Source organism: uncultured Kiloniella sp. (genome assembly GCF_937128705.1).
In the GTDB taxonomy this organism is placed as follows: domain Bacteria; phylum Pseudomonadota; class Alphaproteobacteria; order Kiloniellales; family Kiloniellaceae; genus Kiloniella.
The window spans coordinates 1-20,875 of sequence record NZ_CAKZMP010000184.1; the positions used below are offsets into that span (position 1 = coordinate 1).

The following is a 20,875-nucleotide window of genomic DNA, read 5'->3' on the forward strand; positions in this document are numbered from 1 at the left end:
CTTCCTGAAAGGGTATATTGCAGGGAGTGTGCCAGTTTGTGTTGTATTTGTTACAGATGTTTATTTATTCAATTAACTTATTGATATTAAATGAAATAAAAAATAATTAAAATGTTGCCTGCAAGGATGAGTTTTGTGAAATTTTCAAAAAAATGAGGGTTTCTGCGGGGGTGGTATCTTTTAGGTCGTGTTTCTTGTTCTTTGCGCGACCTAAGATTGACCAGTATCCCTTGAAAACTGCGGGGTTGAACTAGCGTCGAATGAAATTATAAGTTGTTATAATTAATCGTATGTTGCATTTTGCAGCAGATTGAGATGTGATATTTTGCAAAATGCAATGCTATTTGCGAATTGAAGAGGGTAGTATGACGGAGCAGTTAATATATCACGTTTGTAGACGGGATGAATGGTGCCTTGCAAAAGAGCAAGGGGGGTATTCGGGATCCTCACAAGACAAAGCTGACGGCTTTATACACTTTTCTGGACCAGATCAGGTTCATAGTTCAGTTGCTAAGCATCGTGCTGGACAGGATGGGCTCATTTTATTGGAAGTCGATGTGCAGCTGCTTGGTGATGCTTTGAAGTGGGAACCATCAAGGGGCGGGGCTTTGTTTCCTCACCTATATGCTGATTTACCTTTAGCGGCGGTTGTGCGAACAGTTGATTTAAATTTGGATATGTACGGTAAGCATCAATTTCCTGTTTGGTTACGTGAGCAATCATAATTTAATTTTGCAAATTCTGTACTTGTAGTTGCTTCTGGGGTGGTGACTTGGACATGCCTATGTTACTCCCCTCCAAATACAGCTTTGCTATGATCTCGGGAGATTTTTGTGAACAGCTTCGATATCGTTGGTCCATGTATTCGTCTTTTACCGGCAGAGACAGCGCATAATTTTACCTTATGGTGTCTCAAACACGGTCTGGCCCCATCACAAAAGCTACTTGATGATCCTATTCTTAAAACGTCTGTATGGGGGCTTCAATTTTCAAACCCCTTAGGGCTAGCGGCTGGTTTTGATAAGAATGTAGAAGCTGTAGAGCCGATGCTTGGGCAAGGCTTGGGCTTCACCGAAGTTGGATCAATTACGCCGTTGGCACAGCCTGGAAACCCTAAGCCCAGAGTATTCCGCTTATCGGATGATAAAGCTGTTATAAATCGTATGGGATTTAATAATGGTGGAATGGATGCTGCAGAAAAGAGATTGATTCAACTTCGCAAGAAAAAGCTTTCGGGATTACTGGGGGTCAATCTTGGTAAAAATAAAGCGACCGAAGTTGCCCTTGAAGATTATCAAAAAGGCGCTCGAAAACTCGCAGGATATGCCGACTATATGGTAATCAATGTATCTTCCCCTAACACGCCCGGTTTGAGAGCTCTACAAGGTAGAGACGAGCTGGAGGTGTTGATTTCCGGTGTGCAGGATGTATTGGCTTCTACGCTTGGTGAGAAGGCTCCCCCGCTTGTCTTAAAAATTGCTCCTGATCTAACCGAGGAAGATAAGCAAGACATAGCTGCGGTCGCGTTGGACCTTGCGTTGGACGGTTTGACGGTTACAAACACAACAATAGAACGTCCTGAAAGCCTCAAAAGCGAACATCGTACAGAGGTCGGTGGGTTGAGCGGGGCGCCGCTTTTTGAGCCATCGACAAATGTTTTGAGGGATATGTACCGATTAACAGAGGGAAAAATTCCATTAATCGGTGTTGGTGGTATCGCCAATGGTGAACAGGCTTATGCTAAAATAAAAGCGGGCGCTTCGCTGGTACAGTTGTACTCTGCGCTGGTCTATGGTGGCCCGCCTCTTATCTCTCAGATTCTTAAAGAACTAATTGTTTTGCTGCGCCAAGATGGTTTTGGCTCTGTGGCTGAAGCCGTTGGCGCAGATCACAGATGACCTTTTTACCTTATAGAATTTCCAATACTGATTCTGGTGGCCTGCCAATTCTGGCACCCTTTGAGCTAATTACGATGGGGCGTTCGATAAGTATCGGGTGTTCTGTCATGGTTTTGATTAAGTCTGGGTCTGTCAGGCTTTTGTCTGAAAGGGCAAGCTCTTTATAGATTTTTTCCCCTTTTCTTAACAGATCGCGCGGATTTAGTTTTAACTGTTCTAGAATGTCTGTGAGTTGATTTTCAGTGATTGCACCCTTTAGATATTCAATGATTGTTACCGTGTGTCCTTGCTCTTCAATTATTTTAAGGGTTTCGCGGGACTTGTTACAGCGGGGGTTGTGCAAAATTTTAACCGTCATATCAGTTAGGCCATCTATATAGTTGGAAAAGAGATCTGAAATCTGTCAGATTATTAGTCACTTGTTAAGGCTCTCTCAAGAACCTTGTGTCATTGATTACTCTATTCGTTATATCCAATTGAAATAAAGATTTATGCCGCTGCTACACCATTTGCTCTTTATCACAATCTACTGTGCCCTTGCCCTGATCGCTGCCCTTATGGGGCCCAGCTATATTCCTGACCTGCAAACGGGTGGGGCTATGTTACTTGGATTATGGGTTTTTCTTTCGGGCGCTGTGTTGCATGAAATCATAACCCGACGGTCAAATGATGATGACGTTACGGCAAAGCTGGAAACGCTCCATCATAATCAGGCTGTTTTGAGAGATCGTATCTCCTGGACCCGTCGAGAAATAAAAGGAATGGCAGAGGCCTTTGAGGCCGCAGGTCAGTCAAGCAAGTTAAGTGAAGAGCAAAACATTATTAATGATGCTCTGTCCGAGGTAAACTTACTTAAAACGCTTATGCCCAGATTGACAGACCCTTTTCTCGGATTGTTCGATGATGAAGAAAGCTCTCAGTTTGGCGAGACCGAAAGTAAAGAACCTGCTCGCGAAAAGCAGAAGGTTGTAAAAAGTGATTTTCTGGATGATTTCAGAAATGAAAGATCTTTACGCTTTGGACGAAATGATAAGCAAACTAAACAAGAGAGAGAGCAGGTCTCTGTTTTAAGTGATCTGAGCGAAACTGAAATTTTATCAATCGTGAGGCGTTCATTACGCGATGACCGGATTGATATGTTTCTACAGCCCGTTGTTGCTTTACCCCAGCGAAAAAGAAAATTTTACGAGTGCTTTTCCCGTTTGCGCACAACGAACGGACAGGTAATCGAGCCGGGACAATATGTTGCTGTTGCAACACGGGCGGGGCTGATCACCGCTATCGATAATATGTTGTTGTTCAGGTGTGTGCAGATTATTCGAAAGATTATCCGGTCAGGTGAAGATGTTTCGTTCTTTGTAAATTTGTCGTCTCATACCTTGAAGGATCAGGATTTCTTTGATGATTTTGTCGATTTCGTGCGTGGAAATATTGAGATAGCGCCGCATTTGATTATCGAAGTCGCACAAGATGAGTTTTTGGACTTAAAGGCCAGCGAGTTGTTGAGCCTGGAACGATTGATGGGGCATGGTTGTCGACTGTCACTCGATCGTATGAAAACACTGGATATGGACCTAAAAGCTTTGGCCGCTGGCCGTGTAAGATTCTTGAAGCTAGAGGGCTGGCTTTTTTCACAGGACAAAAGCAAGACAAAGAAATTTTTAAATAACTTACGAAGCCTTCCCATTGAGCTGGTTGTTGAAAAGATCGAAACCGAAGATGCTCTTGTTCAGGTTCTTGATCAGGACGTTGCCTATGGTCAGGGATATCTTTTTGGAGAACCGCGACCTGCTAAACCATAAGGGAAGTTCTCTTTTCGAAAGCATGACTAATGCTTTGCAAGTCAAGATGCTTGTGGCACAAGAAGTCTTGCTATTTCTAAAACATTTATTTGCAGGAACTTCCTATGTCATCTACGCCTCGAACGATCCCGTTTCTATCAGGGGTTTCCGAAGTCATCGATAATTATGATGGATTTGTAATCGATCTTTGGGGGGTGATGCATGATGGTTTAGAGGCTTTTCCTGAGGCCGTGAATGCGCTTCAGAAACTAAGAGAGGCTGGCAAAAGAGTTGTCATCCTGTCCAACGCACCCAGACGGGCTGAATCTGTAACCGTTCGGAATGAAGAACTGGGTATCGCCCGGGATCTTGCCGATGCTGTTCTTTCTTCGGGTGAGGTTACATGGCGCAACCTGAAAGAACGATCCCTGCCATTTTATCAGAAGTTAGGTCAAAATGCTTTCTTGATTGGCCCTGAGAGAGATCTGGGGATGAAAGAAGGTTTGGATTTCACTTTTGTAGATAACATTGATAACGCTGATTTTATTATGCTGACCGGGATCTGGGATCCAGAAGATAAGGTTGAGCGGTATGATTTTCTATTAAAACCGGCGCTTGAAAGAAAATTACCTATGGTATGTGCCAATCCTGATCTGGAAGTCATTCGAGGCGGTAAACGGGAACTGTGCGCTGGTTCTGTGGCTCATCATTACCAAGATATGGGTGGGGAAGTGCAGTACCACGGCAAGCCCTATCAGGATATATACAAGGAATGCATGAAGCTTATCGGTATCGAAGATGGATCACGTGTGCTTGCTGTCGGTGATTCGCTCCGTACTGATATTACAGGGGCAAATGCCGCAGGTATTCATGGTTTGTTTATTGCGGGTGGGATTCATTCTGATGATCTTAATGGCCTGAACTCTCCAACTGATATGTTGAAACTTGTCGGTCTATGTAACCGTTATAACCAGTATCCGGTCGCAGCTATGCCTATCTTTAAATGGTAAAAACGTAAAGATTTTGTGGTTTAAGGTTTGGGTGGTTCTCACTGAGATAATTAGGAACACTTTATGAAATTTCAGGTACTTATCTCCTAATACTAATCTCGGCTTGATTAAGAACAGCCCGGGCATTTGTATGTGGTAATCCTAGGAAACTCGCAGCGGGAAAATTATCATCGTTATAAAATAGCGGGGCTGCTGTATGCAGCAATCGAGGCATTGGGGTTCTTTTGTATTTCCATCATTTCCCGGTTCTTGTTTTCCGTAGTTGCATGGAGATGAAAGTATAACGCTGCAAGGGTGAGTCCTGTCGAAGATTTCGTGTAAAAATTTTTACATCTGCAATTTTGCTGGATTGGCTCTGCTTTATTAGGCTTTTCACAGGGCATAGACTTGTTGTGAAAAAGCTGGTTATATTGCGCTGCAATAACAAAGTTGTTCTAGGACTATCTGTCAGCAGGATAGATGTTTTAAGTCAAAAACAATGATAAAAATAAAAGCCGGGGCGAGATCCTGAAAACTAGGAGGGGCGTTGAATGTCTGATTTTCCCAAAAAAACAATCGCGGACTGGGAAGGACTTGTTGAGAAAGAACTTCGTGGTAAAGAACGCGATAGCCTGAATTGGGAAACTCCCGAAGGTATTGTGGTAAAGCCGATCTATACGGAAGAAGATCTTGAAGATCTGGATACCGTGGGAACATTACCGGGCTTTGCTCCTTTCTTGCGTGGTCCCCGGGGCAGTATGTACGCGGCGCGTCCGTGGACGGTGCGTCAGTATGCAGGCTTTTCTACTGCTGAAGAGTCCAATGCTTTTTATCGACGGAATCTTGCCGCAGGACAAAAGGGGCTGTCTGTTGCTTTCGATTTGGCAACGCACAGAGGGTATGATTCTGATCATCCGCGTGTGGTTGGGGATGTTGGTAAAGCTGGCGTTGCGATTGATTCTGTCGAGGATATGAAAATCCTTTTTGACGGTATTCCGCTGGATCAAATGTCTGTTTCCATGACAATGAACGGTGCCGTGTTGCCCGTGTTGGCTGGCTATATTGTTGCTGCTGAAGAACAGGGTGTTAAGCCGGAACAACTCTCGGGAACAATCCAGAATGATGTTCTCAAAGAATTTATGGTGCGAAATACCTATATTTTCCCGCCGACGCCTTCCATGCGGATTGTTTCTGATATTATCGGTTACACGGCTAAAAATATGCCACGCTTCAATTCAATTTCTATTTCCGGTTATCACATGCAGGAAGCAGGATCTACCTGTGTGCAAGAGCTTGCTTTTACCATTGCAGACGGCCTTGAGTATGTACGCACCGCGATCTCAAAAGGTCTGGACGTAGATGCTTTTGCACCACGGCTTAGTTTTTTCTTCGCGATTGGCATGAACTTTTTTATGGAAGCGTCAAAGCTTCGGGCTGCACGTTTCCTGTGGTCGCATTATATGAAAAAGATGTTTGATCCCAAGGATGTTAAATCCTTGATGCTCCGGACACACTGTCAAACATCTGGCGTCTCTTTGACCGAGCAGGACCCCTATAACAACGTTATTCGGACAACTGTTGAAGCCATGGCCGCAGCTTTGGGCGGAACGCAATCCCTTCATACCAACGCTTTGGACGAAGCGGTAGGTTTGCCCACTGATTTCTCTGCAAGAATAGCGCGTAATACACAGCTAATATTACAAGAAGAGACAGGTATCACTAAGGTCGTAGATCCTCTTGCTGGGAGTTACTACGTGGAAAGCCTGACCGCGAGCTTGATTGAAGAAGCGCGTAAAATTATCGACGAAGTTGAAGAGATAGGCGGGATGACCAAGGCGGTTGAATCCGGCATGCCTAAATTGCGGATTGAAGAGTCTGCGGCAAAGAAACAGGCGCGGATTGATCGTGGTGAAGAGACTGTCGTTGGCGTTAATAAATATCGCCTTGAAAAAGAAGACGATCTTGATGTCCTTAATATTGATAATACGGCGGTTCGGGAACAGCAGATTCAACGTTTGAATGAAATTCGCAAGACACGTGATAGTAAAGCCTGTGATGAAGCTCTTGCTGCGTTAACCAAAGCGGCAGAAGATGGTTCTGGTAATTTGCTTGATTTGGCTGTCCAGGCGACGAGGTTACGGGCAACAGTTGGCGAGATTTCTGATGCACTGGAAAAGGTGTATGGTCGTCATCGTGCAGTAAACAGGAGTATATCTGGCGTGTATGGATCTGCGTATGACGGCGATGATGATTTTGCCCGTATTCAGGGCGAGGTAGAAGCTTTTGCTGAACAGGAAGGTCGCCGCCCCAGAATGCTTGTCGTGAAGCTGGGACAGGATGGACATGATCGCGGCGCAAAAGTCATTGCAACGGCCTTTGCGGATATTGGCTTTGATGTTGATGTCGGTCCCCTTTTCCAGACACCGGAAGAAGGGGCGCAACAGGCCATTGAAAATGATGTTCACGTTGTTGGTATCTCGACACAGGCTGCTGGCCATAAAACGCTGGTGCCGCAATTGATTGCTGAGCTTAAGCGCCAGAAAGCAGATGATATCCTTGTCATTTGTGGCGGTGTTATCCCGGCACAAGATTATGATGCACTGAAACAAGCCGGCGTTTCTGCGGTTTATGGACCGGGGAGCAATATCCCCTTGGCGGCACAGGAAATTATTGGCTTGTTGAATAAACGAAGCTAATTAAAAAAAATGTCCAAGAAGGCCCTGATCTTAATGGTCTTTCTTGGACTATAGGACTTTCCTGCCGTAGTATCTCTCTCAGGCGATCGTAAATCGTGTTTAAACAGGGAGTGAGGGGATGTCAGGTCATACCTGGATCACAAGAATTTTGGCGCTGTTCGGGGTGGCAGCATCAGGGGCATGGCTGTGGGTTTGTTATCAGTATTTTAAGAACCAGGTTGGTCTGGATGTGATTGAAAGCATGGTGCCTCAGGAACAGGGGCAGGTGCTTGCTGGTATCACGCTGCCACTTGTTCTCTTGTGGGCGATACTTCTTTTTATCCTCAGGGGGGCTGCGCTTTCCAATGAAACGCGCAAGCTTCTGGATAAGCTGGATAAGCTAACCTATCCCGATGACGAAGAGAATACCCGCGTTAAAGACATTACACGCCAGTTACAAGAACAGGCTGAAAGCCTGAATAGCGCGTCGGGTGAAGTCGAAAAACGTCTGAGCGGTCTGATTAGCGCATTTAAAGAGCAAACAAAGCAGCTTACGGGGGCCGCGATCCGGGCCTCTTCTCAGACCGAACAGATTCAAGAAACGCTTGTTACACAGCAAAGCTCACTTGAAGACGTCCACAATTCAATTCATTCCAGCCTTGAAAATGCACGAGAAGCAGTGAAGGAACAGGTTACTGCCCTCGAAAGTTCTGGAGTTCGCAGTGAAGTCATGGCTGAGACGATCAGCAAGACATTGCGTGACTCCGTCGATGTTTTGGACGAGGCGGTGGAACGCACAATCGGCCGAACTGAAGATGCCAGTGAAATGTTAAAACAGCAGGCAGAAGATATGGCTGCGGCGGGTACAACAGCAGAAGTTTGTGGCGAAACCATGCGCGAAAGCCTGAAACAAGATATCGAAACCCTGAAGCTTGTTCAGGATACGATTGATACCGAAGGCGAAAAGTTCAAGGGCTTGATCAAAGATCGCATCGGCGACGTTGAGCTGCTACTCGAAGGGGCGGGTGCTAAAGTTTCAGAACTCGGTGAGAGATTGTCTGGCGAGAATCAGGCCATGGAACAACTGGTTGCTGAAATCGGGTATAAAGCTGTCTCGCTGTCAGATGCTATGCGTAAAGATGCGGAAGAGGTTCGAGAGCTTTTTGCTGACGTTGCTTTGCGTGCGGGGGAAATGAATGAACGCTTTAGAGTACAAGCGGGCGAGCTTGATAAAAGCGGTAAGGAAGTTGCCGATAACCTGACGCAGGTAACAAAAGATTTAGGCGAAGCGGTTTCTTTGGCTGGCCGGGAAGAAGCTTCTCGACTGACAGAGGCAACGGCACAGGCACAGGATACTTTGGTGGCTGCGGCGGAAAAAATCCGTCCGGGGATTGCGAGTTTGGAAGAATCTTCTGAACGACTCAGCGATCTTGCCGATGTTGTGATGGGCGGCTTGAGCGAGCACACTCGTGAAATCGGACAGGTTAGTAAAAGTGCGCAAGAGAATGTTGAAGAGGCATCAAAAGCGCTTAAGGATCAAACAAGGCTTATGGAACTTGCCGCTGATAAAGCTGTGCGTCACACCACGGAAGTAGCCAAAGTGTTTCAACTTCAAACACTTGCTCTTGCAGATGGATCCAGCGCAGCCAATCAGGCAGTGCAAGACCTACGCCATGGTGTACATGAAGAATTGGATGCCTTTAAAACACTTTCCGATGACTTCAGTACCCTGTTGGAAGATGTTCGTACGTCGCTGGATGCCCGTACCGAAGCACTCAGTAAGGCGTCAGATGAATCCCGTCAAACAGCAGATACCTTGAAGGATCATGTTGATCAGCAAAGAGAAAAGCTTGCTGTCTTATCAGAAGAATCGTTGAAACAGGTTGAGGATATTGGTGTTCGCGCTGAAAAGGCTGCGTCCAGTTTGAAAGGTTCAGCAGACGGTGCGCTTAAAAGCGCAGAGCAATTGAGAGAGACATTCTCGCAAGACAGTAACAAAGTCACAGAATTGCATGGCAAGGTTTCATCGCTTGCGGACGCTTTTGGTCAACAGGCGCGTGATTTGGCCCATGCATCCGAAGAAGCAACACGTCAGGCCCTAAAATTACGCGAAGATCGTTCGGCGAATAAGCGGGATGCATTCTTGCGCGGCGCGACAATTCTTATTGATGATCTCAATTCTTCGGCCATTGATTTGAATAAAATTTTGGACGAGGACTTGCCTGAGGAATATTGGAAACGATATCACAAGGGGGACCGTTCTATCTTTGCACGGTCCATTCTAAAGAAAAAAGATCTTTACGATACACGTGAAGTTAAACGTTATTTTGAGACAAATCAAACCTTCAGAAATCAGGTAAATCGCTATCTGGATCAGTTTGATAACCTGATGTCTCAGGCCCGTGAATGTGATAGCGAAGACGTTCTTTCCGCAACGTTTATGACTGCAGATGTTGGAAAGCTCTATGTTCTTCTCGCGCGTTCTCTTGGTCGTATGGAGTGATGATATATGCGCCGGATGCGTGAAGATGTTCCTAAGTCAGAGGGCGAGAACAGTCAGCTGGATACTCTAAAGACACTGCTGCCCTATTTTTGGCCTGTTGGTCGTTTTGATCTCAAAGCTCGGATTATCTTCTGCTTTGCGCTTCTTATTTTTGCAAAACTTACAAATGTATCTGTACCCTATATTCTCAGGGGGGCGGTGGATGCGTTGAGTATAGATGACCCAACGTTGCTTGTTGTCCCGCTTGGCCTTTTGGTCGCTTATGGTACGGCCAGGGTTGGCGCAATTGCGTTTGACAATATTCGTGAGGGGTTATTTGCCAAGGTTGTGCAAAATGCCATTCGCAGTGTTGCGCTGGTTACCTTTCGGCATTTGCATTCACTTTCCTTGCGCTTTCATATTGAACGTAGAACCGGAGGGGTAACCCGCGCGATTGATCGGGGAACCAAGGGGATTGAGTTTATGCTCACCTTCTTGATGTTCAATGTCATCCCGACACTTATTGAAATTACGGTTGTTTGTATCCTGCTGTGGTTCTTGTTTGACTGGCGCTTTGCGGTTGTTCCGCTTGTGACAATTCTAGCTTATATTTTCCTGACACTCCGCATTACGGAATGGCGCATTACACTACGTCGGGATATGAATGCGGCTGATAATGATGCCAACACCAAAGCTGTTGATAGCCTTTTGAATTTTGAAACAGTTAAATATTTTGGCAATGAAGAACATGAAGCCAAACGTTATGACCGGGGCCTAGCTGCGTATGAACATGCAGCTATTCGTAGTCGGACAAGTCTTTCCAGCCTAAATATTGTCCAGTCTGGGATTATTTCGCTCGGGGCTAGTTTAATGATGATCATGTCTGCCTATGGTGTCGTAAATGGTGCGATGACGGTTGGCGACTTTGTCATGGTCAACGCCTATCTGTTGCAGCTTGCAATGCCATTGAATTTTCTGGGCTTTGTTTATCGAGAAATCCGTCAGGCGCTTATCGATATGCATACAATGTTCGAATTGCTCCATAAGGATCTTGAAATCAAAGACGAGCCGGATGCAAAAGAGCTGACCGTTAGTGGTGCTGAAATTCAGTTTAAAGACTGCCATTTTGGGTATGACGAACGACGTCCTATTCTAAAAGGGGTTAGTTTCACCGTTCCAGCAGGTAAAAAGCTGGCCATTGTGGGCTCTAGTGGCGCAGGTAAGTCCACAATCAGTCGCCTGCTTTTCCGATTTTATGATCTAGATGCGGGGGAAGTCTTAATCGATGGACAAAATATTGCCAAAGTGAAGCAGGGATCACTGCGTCAGGCAATTGGTATTGTCCCGCAAGACACCGTGCTTTTTAACGATACGATCCTTTATAACATCGCCTATGGACGCCCAAGCGCGACGCGTGAAGAAGTCGAAGAGGCTGCAAAACTAGCCAAAATTCATGACTTTGTATTGTCATTACCAGACGGGTACGATTCCATTGTCGGAGAGCGAGGACTGAAACTGTCGGGTGGGGAAAAGCAACGTGTTGCCATTGCTAGGACTGTTCTTAAAGATCCGGCGATCATGTTGTTTGATGAAGCAACCTCTGCATTGGATAGCCGCACGGAACAGGAAATTCAGGCCAGTCTTAATGATGTATCCAAGGATAGAACAACGCTGGTCATTGCCCACCGTCTTTCAACAGTTGTGGATGCCGATGAAATTATTGTCCTTGAACAGGGGCAAATAGAGGAGCGTGGGACCCATAGTGACCTCCTTAAAAAAGAAGGTCACTACGCTGAAATGTGGCGCCGACAATTGGAAGTGGCCCAGAAGGTTGCTGAGGTTGAAAAGGTAGCCGGACAAGATGATGCGGTTGGCGAGATAGTATAGGTAAAGCGGCATTATGACGAAAGATAACGATAAGATCGGGAAACTGGTTGCTGGGATTGCTGATGGACAGCGGCGTGCTTTGGCACAGGCAATTACGCTGATTGAATCAACCCGTGCAGATCACCGGGAAGATGCGGATCTTTTGTTAGAAAAAATCTTGCCGATGAGCGGTAAATCTATCCGGATTGGTATTTCCGGCGTTCCTGGCGTTGGTAAATCCACTTTTATCGAAGCTTTCGGCATGCACTTGATTGATAAAGGCTTTCGTGTTGCCGTTTTGGCTATTGATCCATCGTCACAGCGAACAGGTGGTTCGATTCTGGGCGACAAAACCCGGATGGAGATCCTATCTAGGCAAGAGGCAGCCTTTATTCGCCCTTCCCCGGCTGGTGCGACGCTGGGGGGTGTTGCGCGCAGAACCCGTGAAGCGATGTTGCTATGTGAAGCATCGGGCTTTGATGTCATTCTGGTTGAAACCGTAGGTGTAGGGCAATCAGAAACAGCCGTTTCAGAGATGGTTGATATGTTCCTGTTACTGCTGCTGCCAAGCGGAGGTGACGAACTACAGGGCATTAAAAAAGGGATTATGGAGTTGGCTGACATGGTTGTCGTCAACAAAGCTGATGGAGATCTTGCGCCAGCAGCAAATCGGGCCGCCGCAGAATATCATGCGGCTTTGGGGTTAATGCGCCCGTCCAGTCCCAATTGGAAGCCTCGGGTTAAGAAGTGTTCTGCATTGCATGATGAAGGCATTGATGAGATTTGGGCAGGGATAGAGGAATTTAGAACCAAGCTTTGGGAAAGCAACGAGATCCCGGATAAGAGGGTTAAGCAGGCTGTTTCCTGGATGTGGAGTGAGATTAAGGAATCTCTGGTTCTCGCATTTAAGGATAAGCCTGAGATTGATAAGGCTCTTAAAAAGGTGGAATCCGATGTGATTTCGGGTAAAATGGCGCCAGCTACGGCAGCGAGAAAGCTGCTCAATATCTTTCTCAATACCTGATGTAGAGTAATAAAACGCTGTAAACGCGGCGTTTTTACAGATTCGTTACGAATCTTTACGTGAATCGTGCTTTTATCTTGACCCTTGGGCGGCGGTGTCCTAAAACTCGCGCCGAGCCGACGTATCGGCATTAGATTTTTATTTTCATCGAGTTTACGGGATTAGAACCATGGCACGCCGTTGTGACTTTACCGGCAAAGAGGTACAGACTGGCAACAATGTGAGCCACGCTAAGAATAGAACACGGCGTCGCTTCTTGCCAAATCTTCAAAAGACTTCGATGTTGAGCGATGCTCTAGGTCAGACTGTTCAGTTCCGTCTGAGCACTGCAGCTATCCGCACCATCGAAAAGCGTGGTGGTCTTGACGCATTCTTGCTGTCAACATCATCTGAAAAACTGGGCAAAAAAGCTCGGGAAATGAAAAAGCGCGTTCAGAAAGCTTTGGTTTCCAAAGCAGCTGAATAAGAAGTCTTATTCTTAGAACAGCCCGCTGTGCTTTGGCCAGCGGGCTTTCTTTGTTTTTGCAATTCAAACATTAATAGTAATGTATCCTGCGCAAAGCTTAGATTGTCATCAGATAAGAGATAGATCAGGGTTTCGCCGTTAGGACCGATCCGGCTACTGATACCTTCCATGTTATCGATGGATTGTGCGCCTTCGAATGTTGCAAGAACACTTCCCTGCATCACGTAACCCGGCATGGATAATGCTGTTTGAATTTCTAATGCTGGAAAAAATCTTAGGCTGGTCTTGAACCCTTCCCAAAAAGAAAACTCTCGTTCCAGCAAGAGTAAATCGCCCTCTGCTGTGCTGCTTAAGCCTGTGGGTAGATAATTTTTATTCGGTTCCAGATATAGTTTGTCCCAACTTCCTTGGTGCAAGAGATACGCTTCTATGACGCTCTCTTGTGAGGAGCGTGTCGTGGTTGGTGGCGTAGTCGTTCGCTCGGGAATGGCCAAAAGGCAATCGCCAGCTAACCATGTAAGAGCTTCAATCCCTCGGTTACTCGACGCGATATCAGTGAATTCGTTTGGAAGAGGGATAGCGCCGATGGTCGTGGTTAAGGGGGCGGAGTATTCGAGGATTCGGTGATCTCGCTCAAAACTTACAAAAATTGCTCCGTTATCAGCCAAAGCGATTGATTCGCTATCTCTGTCTTTTTTTCGGATCAGATTTTTACCCAAGGGGCCTTTCATTGTTGATATGAGCCCGTTTGTAAGAGAAAGAAGATTGCCGTTAAGATCGTAATTCAAGCGTCCCGTAAACCAGAGACCTTTGTCTCCAATAGCCAAGAGGGAACGCCCATCTGTTGAAACCTCAAGCCCTGATAAACCGCCAAAGCGTTTGTGGGGAGAGCTGATTTGAATACCACCCCGCCAATAGAGAGAAGGTGCTTCTTTAATCTCTGGTTCTTGGGTAGCGAACTGTTGGTTGGGTACCGGGACAGCTTTGATCGTAAGGGGGATTTTGGCAGCCTCTATGACTTCCAGATTTCTGTCCATATAGGCTGTATACCCCAACAAGCTGATGGCGATAACGGCTATGGTAAATAGGACTCTGATAATCATGTTCGTCTCTGCGCTACCTTTTCTAGGTTCATAAGAATTATTAAACATTCTTTATGAACTTAGGGTGAATAGGCTGTGACTTTTGTAAGGCAAGTTATCTTTACTTGTTCATAAGAAAGCTCAGACTGAGGAAAGGAAAACCGGCGTTGAAGAGGCTATGTCCAAAGATCTTGATATATTACAACTGAAAATATCAGATAACAGCCCTGGCTCCATGACCTCAAGCGTTGGCCCGTTGGATATTAATGTGCCGTTAGAAATGATCGCAATGGAATCGCAGTATTGAGCGGCCTGATTGAGATCGTGGAGAATGGCTAGGCCAGCCGTATTCCGTTCTTTACACTGTTTTTTTGCTGCGGCAAGAACCGCATGTTGATGCGCAATATCTAGGCCTGCGGTTGGTTCGTCCAGCAGCAGAAATTTTGATTCCGTATCGCCAGTTAATCCGATGCTCTGGGTTAAGGCTCTGGCAAGTTGGACGCGTTGTTTTTCCCCGCCCGACAGTACGGGGTAAAGGCGATCAGCGAGATGTTTTATGTCGGCTAGGCTCATGGCTTTTTCGACAGCGAGCCTGTTGATGAAAGGTGAGCATAACTTTTCATATGGCCAACGTCCCATGCCAACGACATCGCGTGCAGAAAAAGGAAAAGCCAACTGTGATGCCTGTGGCATAACGGCACGCCGTCTGGCGAGATCAATACTTTCCCATTTCTGAAGGGGGCTATCATCGAGGGTAATCGTACCATTTGTCGGTGTAAGATCACCAGATAGCACCTTGAGAAGGGTGGATTTTCCCGCACCATTAGGGCCCAAGATACCTAAGAGTTTTCCGGGAATAAGCTCGAGAGAAACATCCTCTAGTAATTTGGTTGAATTGATTTTTACGTCAATGGCGGTTGCTTTGAGTGTCACATGCGTCTCTTTTTGAATTCACGGAACAGAAGGATGAAGAAGAAAGGGCCGCCAATAAAGCTTGTGACCAGTCCGATGGGAAGTTCCGCAGGTAAAACAATAATTCGGGCAATGGTATCGGCAATTACAATAAGATTGGCACCTATCAAGGCAGCTGCTGGTAATACAAAACGGTTATCCGCCCCACCTATCAAGCGGGATAGGTGCGGGGCTATCAAACCGATGAAGCCAATCATGCCTGCCGCAGCAACAGCGGCGCCGGTTGCGCAGGCAGCCGCAACTGCTGCTTGTTGCTTGACCCGTTCTGTTGGTATGCCAAGGTGATTGGCTTCGGCTTCGCCCAGCAAGAAGAGATTAAGCGGGCTGGAAAGTTTAAGCAAAAAAAGCGAAGCGATAATCATTATCGAGATAGAGGGCCACGCTGTTTGGCCCGCACCAGCCAGACTTCCCATGGACCAAAAGGTCAAAGACCTAAGCTCTGTATCATCGGCTAAGTAAGTTAGTAGTCCGATAAGAGAGCCAACAATGGCATTTACCGCAATGCCCATCAGTACCATCATGGCGACATCAGTAAGGCCATCGCGTCTGGATAGGTGGTAAATCAAAGCGGTGGTTAACAAACTTCCTGCAAAGGCGGCAATGGGAAGCGCAAAATTACGGGTTAGCTCTAAAAAAGCAGTAAAGTAGGTGTCGCCCAATACGATTACGCAAACCACGGCGAGGGCTGCGCCCGAAGAAACGCCGATTAAACCGGGATCAGCTAGAGGATTACGGAATAAGCTTTGCAAAACGGCCCCGGAAAGGCCTAGGGATGCACCAATAATAAGCCCTAGAATAATTCTGGGAAGGCGAATTGATTCGATCACCAGTGCTTGATGTAGCTCTAACTTACTTTCACTCAGGCCGATAAAAGAAGCAAAGTGTTCTATATTTGATAAGGGGGAAATTGCCACGCCCCCGATCCCCAGCGATATAATTGAAGATAGGATAAGAACCAAAAAAAGCGCCCCTAAAATATAGTAGGGCTTTTTAATGCTTCTTTGCTGACGGCGGGCGGATGTTTCTGTCAGTGTCTGGGCCATTGTCTGTTCAGGGTGTCTGTTTTTTGATTTGAGCGGACAAGGTTTCCACTGCATCTATGGTGCGTGGTCCCAAGCCAAAGAGAAGCGTACCGTCGAGAGTTACGATGCGGCCCTTTTGTACGGCAGATAGTTTGCCCAAAAGTGGATCAGTGGCTAAGGCTTTTATACCACCGCTATTTGCCAAGGATCTTTTCGACATTAAAATATAATCGGGGTTATTCCCGAGAATGTATTCACTGGCCAAGGGCTTAAAGCTTTCCAAATCCGAGGCGATATTTTTAGCACCTGAATAGGTAATAATTGCATCAATGGCGGTGTTTTTCCCAGCTGTCATAGGGCCGCCATGGCCTGTGTTTAAAAGGAAAAGAACTGTCGGCTTTTCCTTTTCCGTATCAACAGCAGAAAGTTGTTTTTGCAGTTGAGTTGAGATCTGTGAGCTGAGTGTTTTTCCCAACTCTTGGCGATCGGTATGTGCCGCGATCAGTTCTATGCCTGTTACTATTGACGTGGTATTTACAAGTTCGGGTATTTTTACGACTTTGATCCCCGCGGCTTGAATGGTTTCGAGTACATGTGCCGGACCTGATCCCTCTAACGCGAGGATTAAATCAGGCTTTAGGCTTAAGAGGCCTTCGGCTGAAAGTTGTCGTAGATAGCCGACTTTTGGTAATGCCACAGCCGCTGCCGGGTATTTGCTGGTGGTATCCGTTGCGGCAACTTTATCTCCAGCTTCAAGCGCATAGACAATCTCAGTTACAGGTCCCCCCAAGGTGATTATCCGTTGGGCATCAGCATTTGCCTGTTTATTAAGTACAAGGATCAAAGCAAAGGCCAAGCATATGGCGATTGCTTTATAAAGTTTAGGCAAGCAAGTAAGGTTAAAAGACATCGGTGTATCAGGGATCATTTTTTCGACTTTTCTTAGATCATTACTCTGCCGCAGCAGAAACAGTGTCGTGTCGAACCAAACTTTCGAGCATGTTTTGCCAAGCGATATTTTCCGGTTGTCCCATTTCACGTTCTCCACAGAGTAAAGCAAAGCTTTCTTGTTTGTCGTTGAAGACTTCAAGGGTCGTGATGATGCCGTCTTTGGTTGGCTTTCTGACGAGCCAAATTTCTGCAATGTGATCTTGTCTGAGGTGCAGGTTGAAACCTGGGTCAAGTATGTTGATCCAAGGGCCCATCTCTTTAACTTTTTCAATGTGCCCAGTGTGGATCTGAATGCATCCTTTGTTGCCAACAAAGACCATGATCGAAATTTTATTGGCAACAGACTGTTCCAAAACATTTTTGAGAGCCTCAGGCGTTAGCTTTTCGGCAAATTCCTTGCCAATTAACCTAAAGCTTTGATGGCGATCACAATTGTGCTTTCTCAATAGACTGTGAAATTGGTGCACATCCTTGAGAGCACCCCATTCGTTTTTAAGGGCTTCAATATCAATCGTGCCGTCGGCAGCCGGAGTATTCGCCGGGTCGTAGTTCTTCAGTCGAAGTATAGATGATTGTTCAGTCGCTTCGTATCGAGAAATAAGTGTTTCATAAGCTGTTTCATCAGAACTTTCGGTCAGGAAAATTTTGTGAATAGCTGTGCCTTCGTGATCAAAGAATTGAAGGCTTTTCCGTCTGCCTTTGTTGTTATCCGTTGTCACGGCAAAGCCGAAGGCCCATTTCGTTAAAAATAATCTAAGATCAATTTCGCGGTTGAGTACAATTCCCATAGGACCTTTGGCACTAATTTTGTCGAAAAGGCCGACTTTTTCATGAACAGCGTGTTCATTCCGAGTGATAATTTTAACATCACCAAGAGAACCAAGCTCTTGTACAAGTTGCCCCCAATCGGCCTCTAGCCGGATGACATTATCACCCACACCCGCCGCCACAACCTCTGCCTCTGTGATATTCATCGCATGGGCGATATCACGGGCGTAACCTTTAGCTGTGCCAGCGCTTAGATCAGCCCAGGCATCTGATGGCGATTTGTATTCAACAGAGAGTGTGTTGTGCATGATAATGCTCCTGATTTTATAACCTTATTTTGACTTAGGTCTTGGTGTGCCTAGTAACTTGTATTTTTAGGCACTTTTGCTTTTGTTGTGGTGGATACTGGTGTGAACTTCTCGATCCGTTGTTGGGTATTCCATTTCTAGAATTTCAAGCTGGCTGTTACTTTGAAATTACGTCCGGGTTCATCCAGAACAGCCGCACCGCGTCTGTAATTTTTATCGAGAATATTATCGATACCTGCATTGATCTTTAGACCTGGGACATAGTCGACTGCATCCCAGGAGCCAAACACATCAAATGTTGCATAGCCGTCAATTGCATCGCTGTCGTCTGGGACGCGATTTTGTTCCCTGACCGCAAGGGCGCGACCGCCAAGATCAAGATTGATGCTCTGAAAGTGATACCCCAGCATTAGGGCTGCCTTATCACCTGCAATACCTGATAATGCTTCAGAGGTATCGGTGTTTTTGCCGCGAATTCTTGAGCCGCTTAAAGAGCCATATACGGTTGGTGTGTCGTAATGGATTTCGGCTTCAAAACCTTGAATACGTGCTTTTGTGACATTGCTGCTGGTCGTTGTTCCGCCGGGTACATCGACATCCAGTTCAATAAAATCATCGACGTTATTTCTAAAGTAAGAAACTTTGGCACGAAGAGAATCATCTTTCCTAAAAAGACCATCTTGTTTGATGTTTGTCCCAATCTCCCATGTTTTGGCTGTTTCTGGTTTCAGGTTAGGATTTGCCACAAAAAAGTTGTTTGGAGTAGGTCCTCCTCCCGGGAAATGAAGACCGGATGCGTATGTCTCGCCGAGTGTGGGAGCTCTAAAAGCTTCAGCGTAACTTACATAAGGTTGTAAGAAGGGGAGAACTCTGTAGCTGATGGCAAAACGAGGAGATGTTGAAGTCTCTTCTGAATCTTCTTGGCCATCTGCTTCTAGGGAATAAGAATCATATCGAAGTCCCGCGGTGAGTTCCAGATTTTCAAATAGCGTTAAGGTGTTGTCTAGATACACACCATAGATATTCCGTTCTGCATCAGGATAACCACCAATCGGCGCACCATCGCTCTTACCTTTTTGGGTGTCCTGGAATACTTCTCCACCGACTGTCACAGCAAGTTCAGCATTTTCATGAAGGTTAAGATAGGATGTGTTGAAGCCTTCTAATCCTAAAGTTTCCAAGCTTCGTTCTTCATGGCGTCCGTCAGATATTCTGACCTCGTCTATGTCCGTCGTGTCATAGTAAGCCTTGATAGATGTGTCGAACCATTGGTTGTCAGGATTGTCATAGCTGTAATCGAAAACAAAACTGTCTTCTTTACTTTCGCGTTCAACAATAGAAGACGTGCTTAATCCGTCAGGTGTGGCTGGGAGGTTATGGTCATCACGATAAAGCCTGTATGAAAGGCCGATACGGTGGAAATCAGCGATATCAATGCCGCCTTTGATTAGGCCCGAGGCTAGGTCATCATCGGTGTAGGCTCTTTTCTTGCCATCCCCGGCATCGTAATCATCCGTTTTGCGGCGTGTAACGCTTGCCATAAGGTCAATGTTATCTAGCGGGCGTGCATAGCCCGTGATATTACCATGTACACCGTTATCAACCGAGCTAAAGCCAGTAGAAATCTGAGCACCGTATGTCTCGCCGACTTCTAAGAAGTCATCAGCACTTTTTGTTTCAAAAGCAACGACACCCCCCAAGGCGCCTGTGCCATGAATTGTTGATGCGGGGCCACGAAGAACTTCGACCTGTTTCAATAGGGCAGGATCAACAAATAATCCTCCCTTGTGTCCTGCATTGAAGTTCTGGCGTGCACCATCAATTCTGGTTACTACGCGTTGTCCTCCCAAACCGCGTATGGAAGGTTTCATAACAGTATTACGTGTACCACCTTCTAGCTCGACGCTCGGTAAATCCTTTAATAGGTCATGAACTGTTTCGGCTTGTCGGCGTTCGATCTCTTCTTCGGTTACAATAGAAATCGAAGCTGGGCTATCGATCGCTAATTTTTCTGTTCGTGATGCGGTGACAGAAATCGCGTCCAGAGTTTGTACTTTGTGCTCACTCGTTGAGGACGGTGTTTCGGCCTTCTTGTTGTTTTCTGCTGTATTATCTTCGGCCTTAAGAGGCGTGGAGAATAAAGTCAGGGCAACAGTTGCAAGCAAAAGCCCTTTGTAAGATTTATATTGCACAGGTCAGACACCTTATCGAAAAGCAAACCAATTAATGTTATTTTATGAACATTGCTGGCTGGCTGGCTGATATGTCTTTTAGACAAGGTGGCGAGCTGGCTGGCGTTCTCTACTGCACCGGAGAGACGTTATTTTGTAAGTATCAGTTTATTATTAGACGTAATACGAAGGCGGTAATCACTACCTTGGTATTCAATGACTATTTCCCGGGTGTTTTGCATCAGTGCTTCAGCAGAAACTCGATGCATTTTGCGAGAAGAATTACCCTGATCATTCACGGGATCGTCTATGGAGTCTCGTATATTTGTGAAGTTATCAGGTGCCATTTTTTTAACCGATACTGAAAATCATTCGCAACTATTAGTTCTGCTCTTGATAAGTGTCAAGTTTATTTGCGAA

At 46.0% G+C, this 20,875-nt stretch carries 17 protein-coding genes; 9 read left to right on the forward strand and 8 right to left on the reverse strand.

Annotated features, from left to right (window positions below):
* The first annotated feature begins 365 nt into the window (after positions 1-365).
* Positions 366-725: a DUF952 domain-containing protein gene (locus Q0241_RS10120; protein ID WP_299376930.1), complete on the forward strand. Its 360-nt coding sequence runs from the start codon at positions 366-368 to the stop codon at positions 723-725.
* A 108-nt stretch (positions 726-833) separates the two neighbouring features.
* Positions 834-1,898: a quinone-dependent dihydroorotate dehydrogenase gene (locus tag Q0241_RS10125; protein ID WP_299376932.1), complete on the forward strand. Its 1,065-nt coding sequence runs from the start codon at positions 834-836 to the stop codon at positions 1,896-1,898.
* Positions 1,899-1,908: 10 nt separating this feature from the next.
* On the opposite strand, the gene arsC is transcribed toward Q0241_RS10125, so the two are convergent.
* Entirely contained in the window at positions 1,909-2,256 is a 348-nt protein-coding gene (gene arsC / locus Q0241_RS10130) for an arsenate reductase (glutaredoxin) (protein ID WP_299376934.1), read from the reverse strand.
* A 133-nt stretch (positions 2,257-2,389) separates the two neighbouring features.
* Here arsC and Q0241_RS10135 point away from each other — a divergent pair, with 133 nt between their 5' ends.
* From Q0241_RS10135 to rpmB, 7 genes are all read left to right on the forward strand, one after another.
* Complete coding sequence (locus Q0241_RS10135; RefSeq protein ID WP_299376937.1) at positions 2,390-3,700, forward strand: EAL domain-containing protein; 1,311 nt, start codon at positions 2,390-2,392, stop codon at positions 3,698-3,700.
* A 104-nt stretch (positions 3,701-3,804) separates the two neighbouring features.
* Positions 3,805-4,689: a TIGR01459 family HAD-type hydrolase gene (locus Q0241_RS10140; protein WP_299376940.1), complete on the forward strand. Its 885-nt coding sequence runs from the start codon at positions 3,805-3,807 to the stop codon at positions 4,687-4,689.
* 530 nt (positions 4,690-5,219) lie between these two features.
* Entirely contained in the window at positions 5,220-7,364 is a 2,145-nt protein-coding gene (gene scpA, locus Q0241_RS10145) for a methylmalonyl-CoA mutase (RefSeq protein ID WP_299376943.1), read from the forward strand.
* 118 nt (positions 7,365-7,482) lie between these two features.
* Positions 7,483-9,846 carry a hypothetical protein gene (locus Q0241_RS10150; RefSeq protein WP_299376946.1) on the forward strand — a complete coding sequence of 788 codons (2,364 nt, stop codon included), beginning with the start codon at positions 7,483-7,485 and terminating at the stop codon, positions 9,844-9,846.
* Between the two features lie 6 nt (positions 9,847-9,852).
* Positions 9,853-11,712 (forward strand): ABC transporter ATP-binding protein/permease, encoded by a 1,860-nt coding sequence (locus Q0241_RS10155; RefSeq protein WP_299376949.1) that lies wholly within the window; start codon positions 9,853-9,855, stop codon positions 11,710-11,712.
* A gap of 13 nt (positions 11,713-11,725) precedes the next feature.
* Positions 11,726-12,715, forward strand: coding sequence for a methylmalonyl Co-A mutase-associated GTPase MeaB (gene meaB, locus Q0241_RS10160; RefSeq protein ID WP_299376952.1), 990 nt, complete (start codon positions 11,726-11,728; stop codon positions 12,713-12,715).
* 169 nt (positions 12,716-12,884) lie between these two features.
* Entirely contained in the window at positions 12,885-13,181 is a 297-nt protein-coding gene (rpmB, locus tag Q0241_RS10165; RefSeq protein ID WP_085902858.1) for a 50S ribosomal protein L28, read from the forward strand.
* Here the strand turns inward: rpmB and Q0241_RS10170 are convergent.
* From Q0241_RS10170 to Q0241_RS10200, 7 genes are all read right to left on the reverse strand, one after another.
* Complete coding sequence (locus Q0241_RS10170; RefSeq protein WP_299376961.1) at positions 13,148-14,284, reverse strand: esterase-like activity of phytase family protein; 1,137 nt, start codon at positions 14,282-14,284, stop codon at positions 13,148-13,150. The genes rpmB and Q0241_RS10170 overlap by 34 nt on opposite strands.
* A 120-nt stretch (positions 14,285-14,404) precedes the next feature.
* Entirely contained in the window at positions 14,405-15,196 is a 792-nt protein-coding gene (locus tag Q0241_RS10175) for a heme ABC transporter ATP-binding protein (RefSeq protein ID WP_299376964.1), read from the reverse strand.
* Complete coding sequence (locus Q0241_RS10180) at positions 15,193-16,332, reverse strand: iron ABC transporter permease (RefSeq protein WP_299376967.1); 1,140 nt, start codon at positions 16,330-16,332, stop codon at positions 15,193-15,195. Before Q0241_RS10180 ends, Q0241_RS10175 begins: the two co-directional genes overlap by 4 nt.
* On the reverse strand, positions 16,286-17,185 hold the full coding sequence (locus Q0241_RS10185; protein ID WP_299376970.1) for an ABC transporter substrate-binding protein: 900 nt from the start codon (positions 17,183-17,185) through the stop codon (positions 16,286-16,288). Before Q0241_RS10185 ends, Q0241_RS10180 begins: the two co-directional genes overlap by 47 nt.
* Positions 17,186-17,207: 22 nt before the next feature.
* Positions 17,208-18,284: a ChuX/HutX family heme-like substrate-binding protein gene (locus Q0241_RS10190; RefSeq protein WP_299376974.1), complete on the reverse strand. Its 1,077-nt coding sequence runs from the start codon at positions 18,282-18,284 to the stop codon at positions 17,208-17,210.
* 137 nt (positions 18,285-18,421) lie between these two features.
* Positions 18,422-20,476: a TonB-dependent hemoglobin/transferrin/lactoferrin family receptor gene (locus Q0241_RS10195; protein ID WP_299376977.1), complete on the reverse strand. Its 2,055-nt coding sequence runs from the start codon at positions 20,474-20,476 to the stop codon at positions 18,422-18,424.
* 128 nt (positions 20,477-20,604) lie between these two features.
* Positions 20,605-20,802, reverse strand: coding sequence for a hemin uptake protein HemP (locus tag Q0241_RS10200; protein ID WP_299376981.1), 198 nt, complete (start codon positions 20,800-20,802; stop codon positions 20,605-20,607).
* Between the last annotated feature and the right edge of the window lie 73 nt (positions 20,803-20,875).

Excerpts from the sequence above, each read along its gene's own strand:
- Q0241_RS10120 (WP_299376930.1), top strand. The coding sequence starts at position 366 with ATGACGGAGCAGTTAATATATCACGTTTGTAGACGGGATGAATGGTGC.
- arsC (WP_299376934.1), bottom strand. The coding sequence starts at position 2,256 with ATGACGGTTAAAATTTTGCACAACCCCCGCTGTAACAAGTCCCGCGAA.
- Q0241_RS10135 (WP_299376937.1), top strand. The coding sequence starts at position 2,390 with ATGCCGCTGCTACACCATTTGCTCTTTATCACAATCTACTGTGCCCTT.
- Q0241_RS10140 (WP_299376940.1), top strand. The coding sequence starts at position 3,805 with ATGTCATCTACGCCTCGAACGATCCCGTTTCTATCAGGGGTTTCCGAA.
- scpA (WP_299376943.1), top strand. The coding sequence starts at position 5,220 with ATGTCTGATTTTCCCAAAAAAACAATCGCGGACTGGGAAGGACTTGTT.
- Q0241_RS10150 (WP_299376946.1), top strand. The coding sequence starts at position 7,483 with ATGTCAGGTCATACCTGGATCACAAGAATTTTGGCGCTGTTCGGGGTG.
- Q0241_RS10155 (WP_299376949.1), top strand. The coding sequence starts at position 9,853 with ATGCGCCGGATGCGTGAAGATGTTCCTAAGTCAGAGGGCGAGAACAGT.
- meaB (WP_299376952.1), top strand. The coding sequence starts at position 11,726 with ATGACGAAAGATAACGATAAGATCGGGAAACTGGTTGCTGGGATTGCT.
- rpmB (WP_085902858.1), top strand. The coding sequence starts at position 12,885 with ATGGCACGCCGTTGTGACTTTACCGGCAAAGAGGTACAGACTGGCAAC.
- Q0241_RS10170 (WP_299376961.1), bottom strand. The coding sequence starts at position 14,284 with ATGATTATCAGAGTCCTATTTACCATAGCCGTTATCGCCATCAGCTTG.
- Q0241_RS10180 (WP_299376967.1), bottom strand. The coding sequence starts at position 16,332 with ATGCAGTGGAAACCTTGTCCGCTCAAATCAAAAAACAGACACCCTGAA.
- Q0241_RS10185 (WP_299376970.1), bottom strand. The coding sequence starts at position 17,185 with ATGATCCCTGATACACCGATGTCTTTTAACCTTACTTGCTTGCCTAAA.
- Q0241_RS10190 (WP_299376974.1), bottom strand. The coding sequence starts at position 18,284 with ATGCACAACACACTCTCTGTTGAATACAAATCGCCATCAGATGCCTGG.
- Q0241_RS10200 (WP_299376981.1), bottom strand. The coding sequence starts at position 20,802 with ATGGCACCTGATAACTTCACAAATATACGAGACTCCATAGACGATCCC.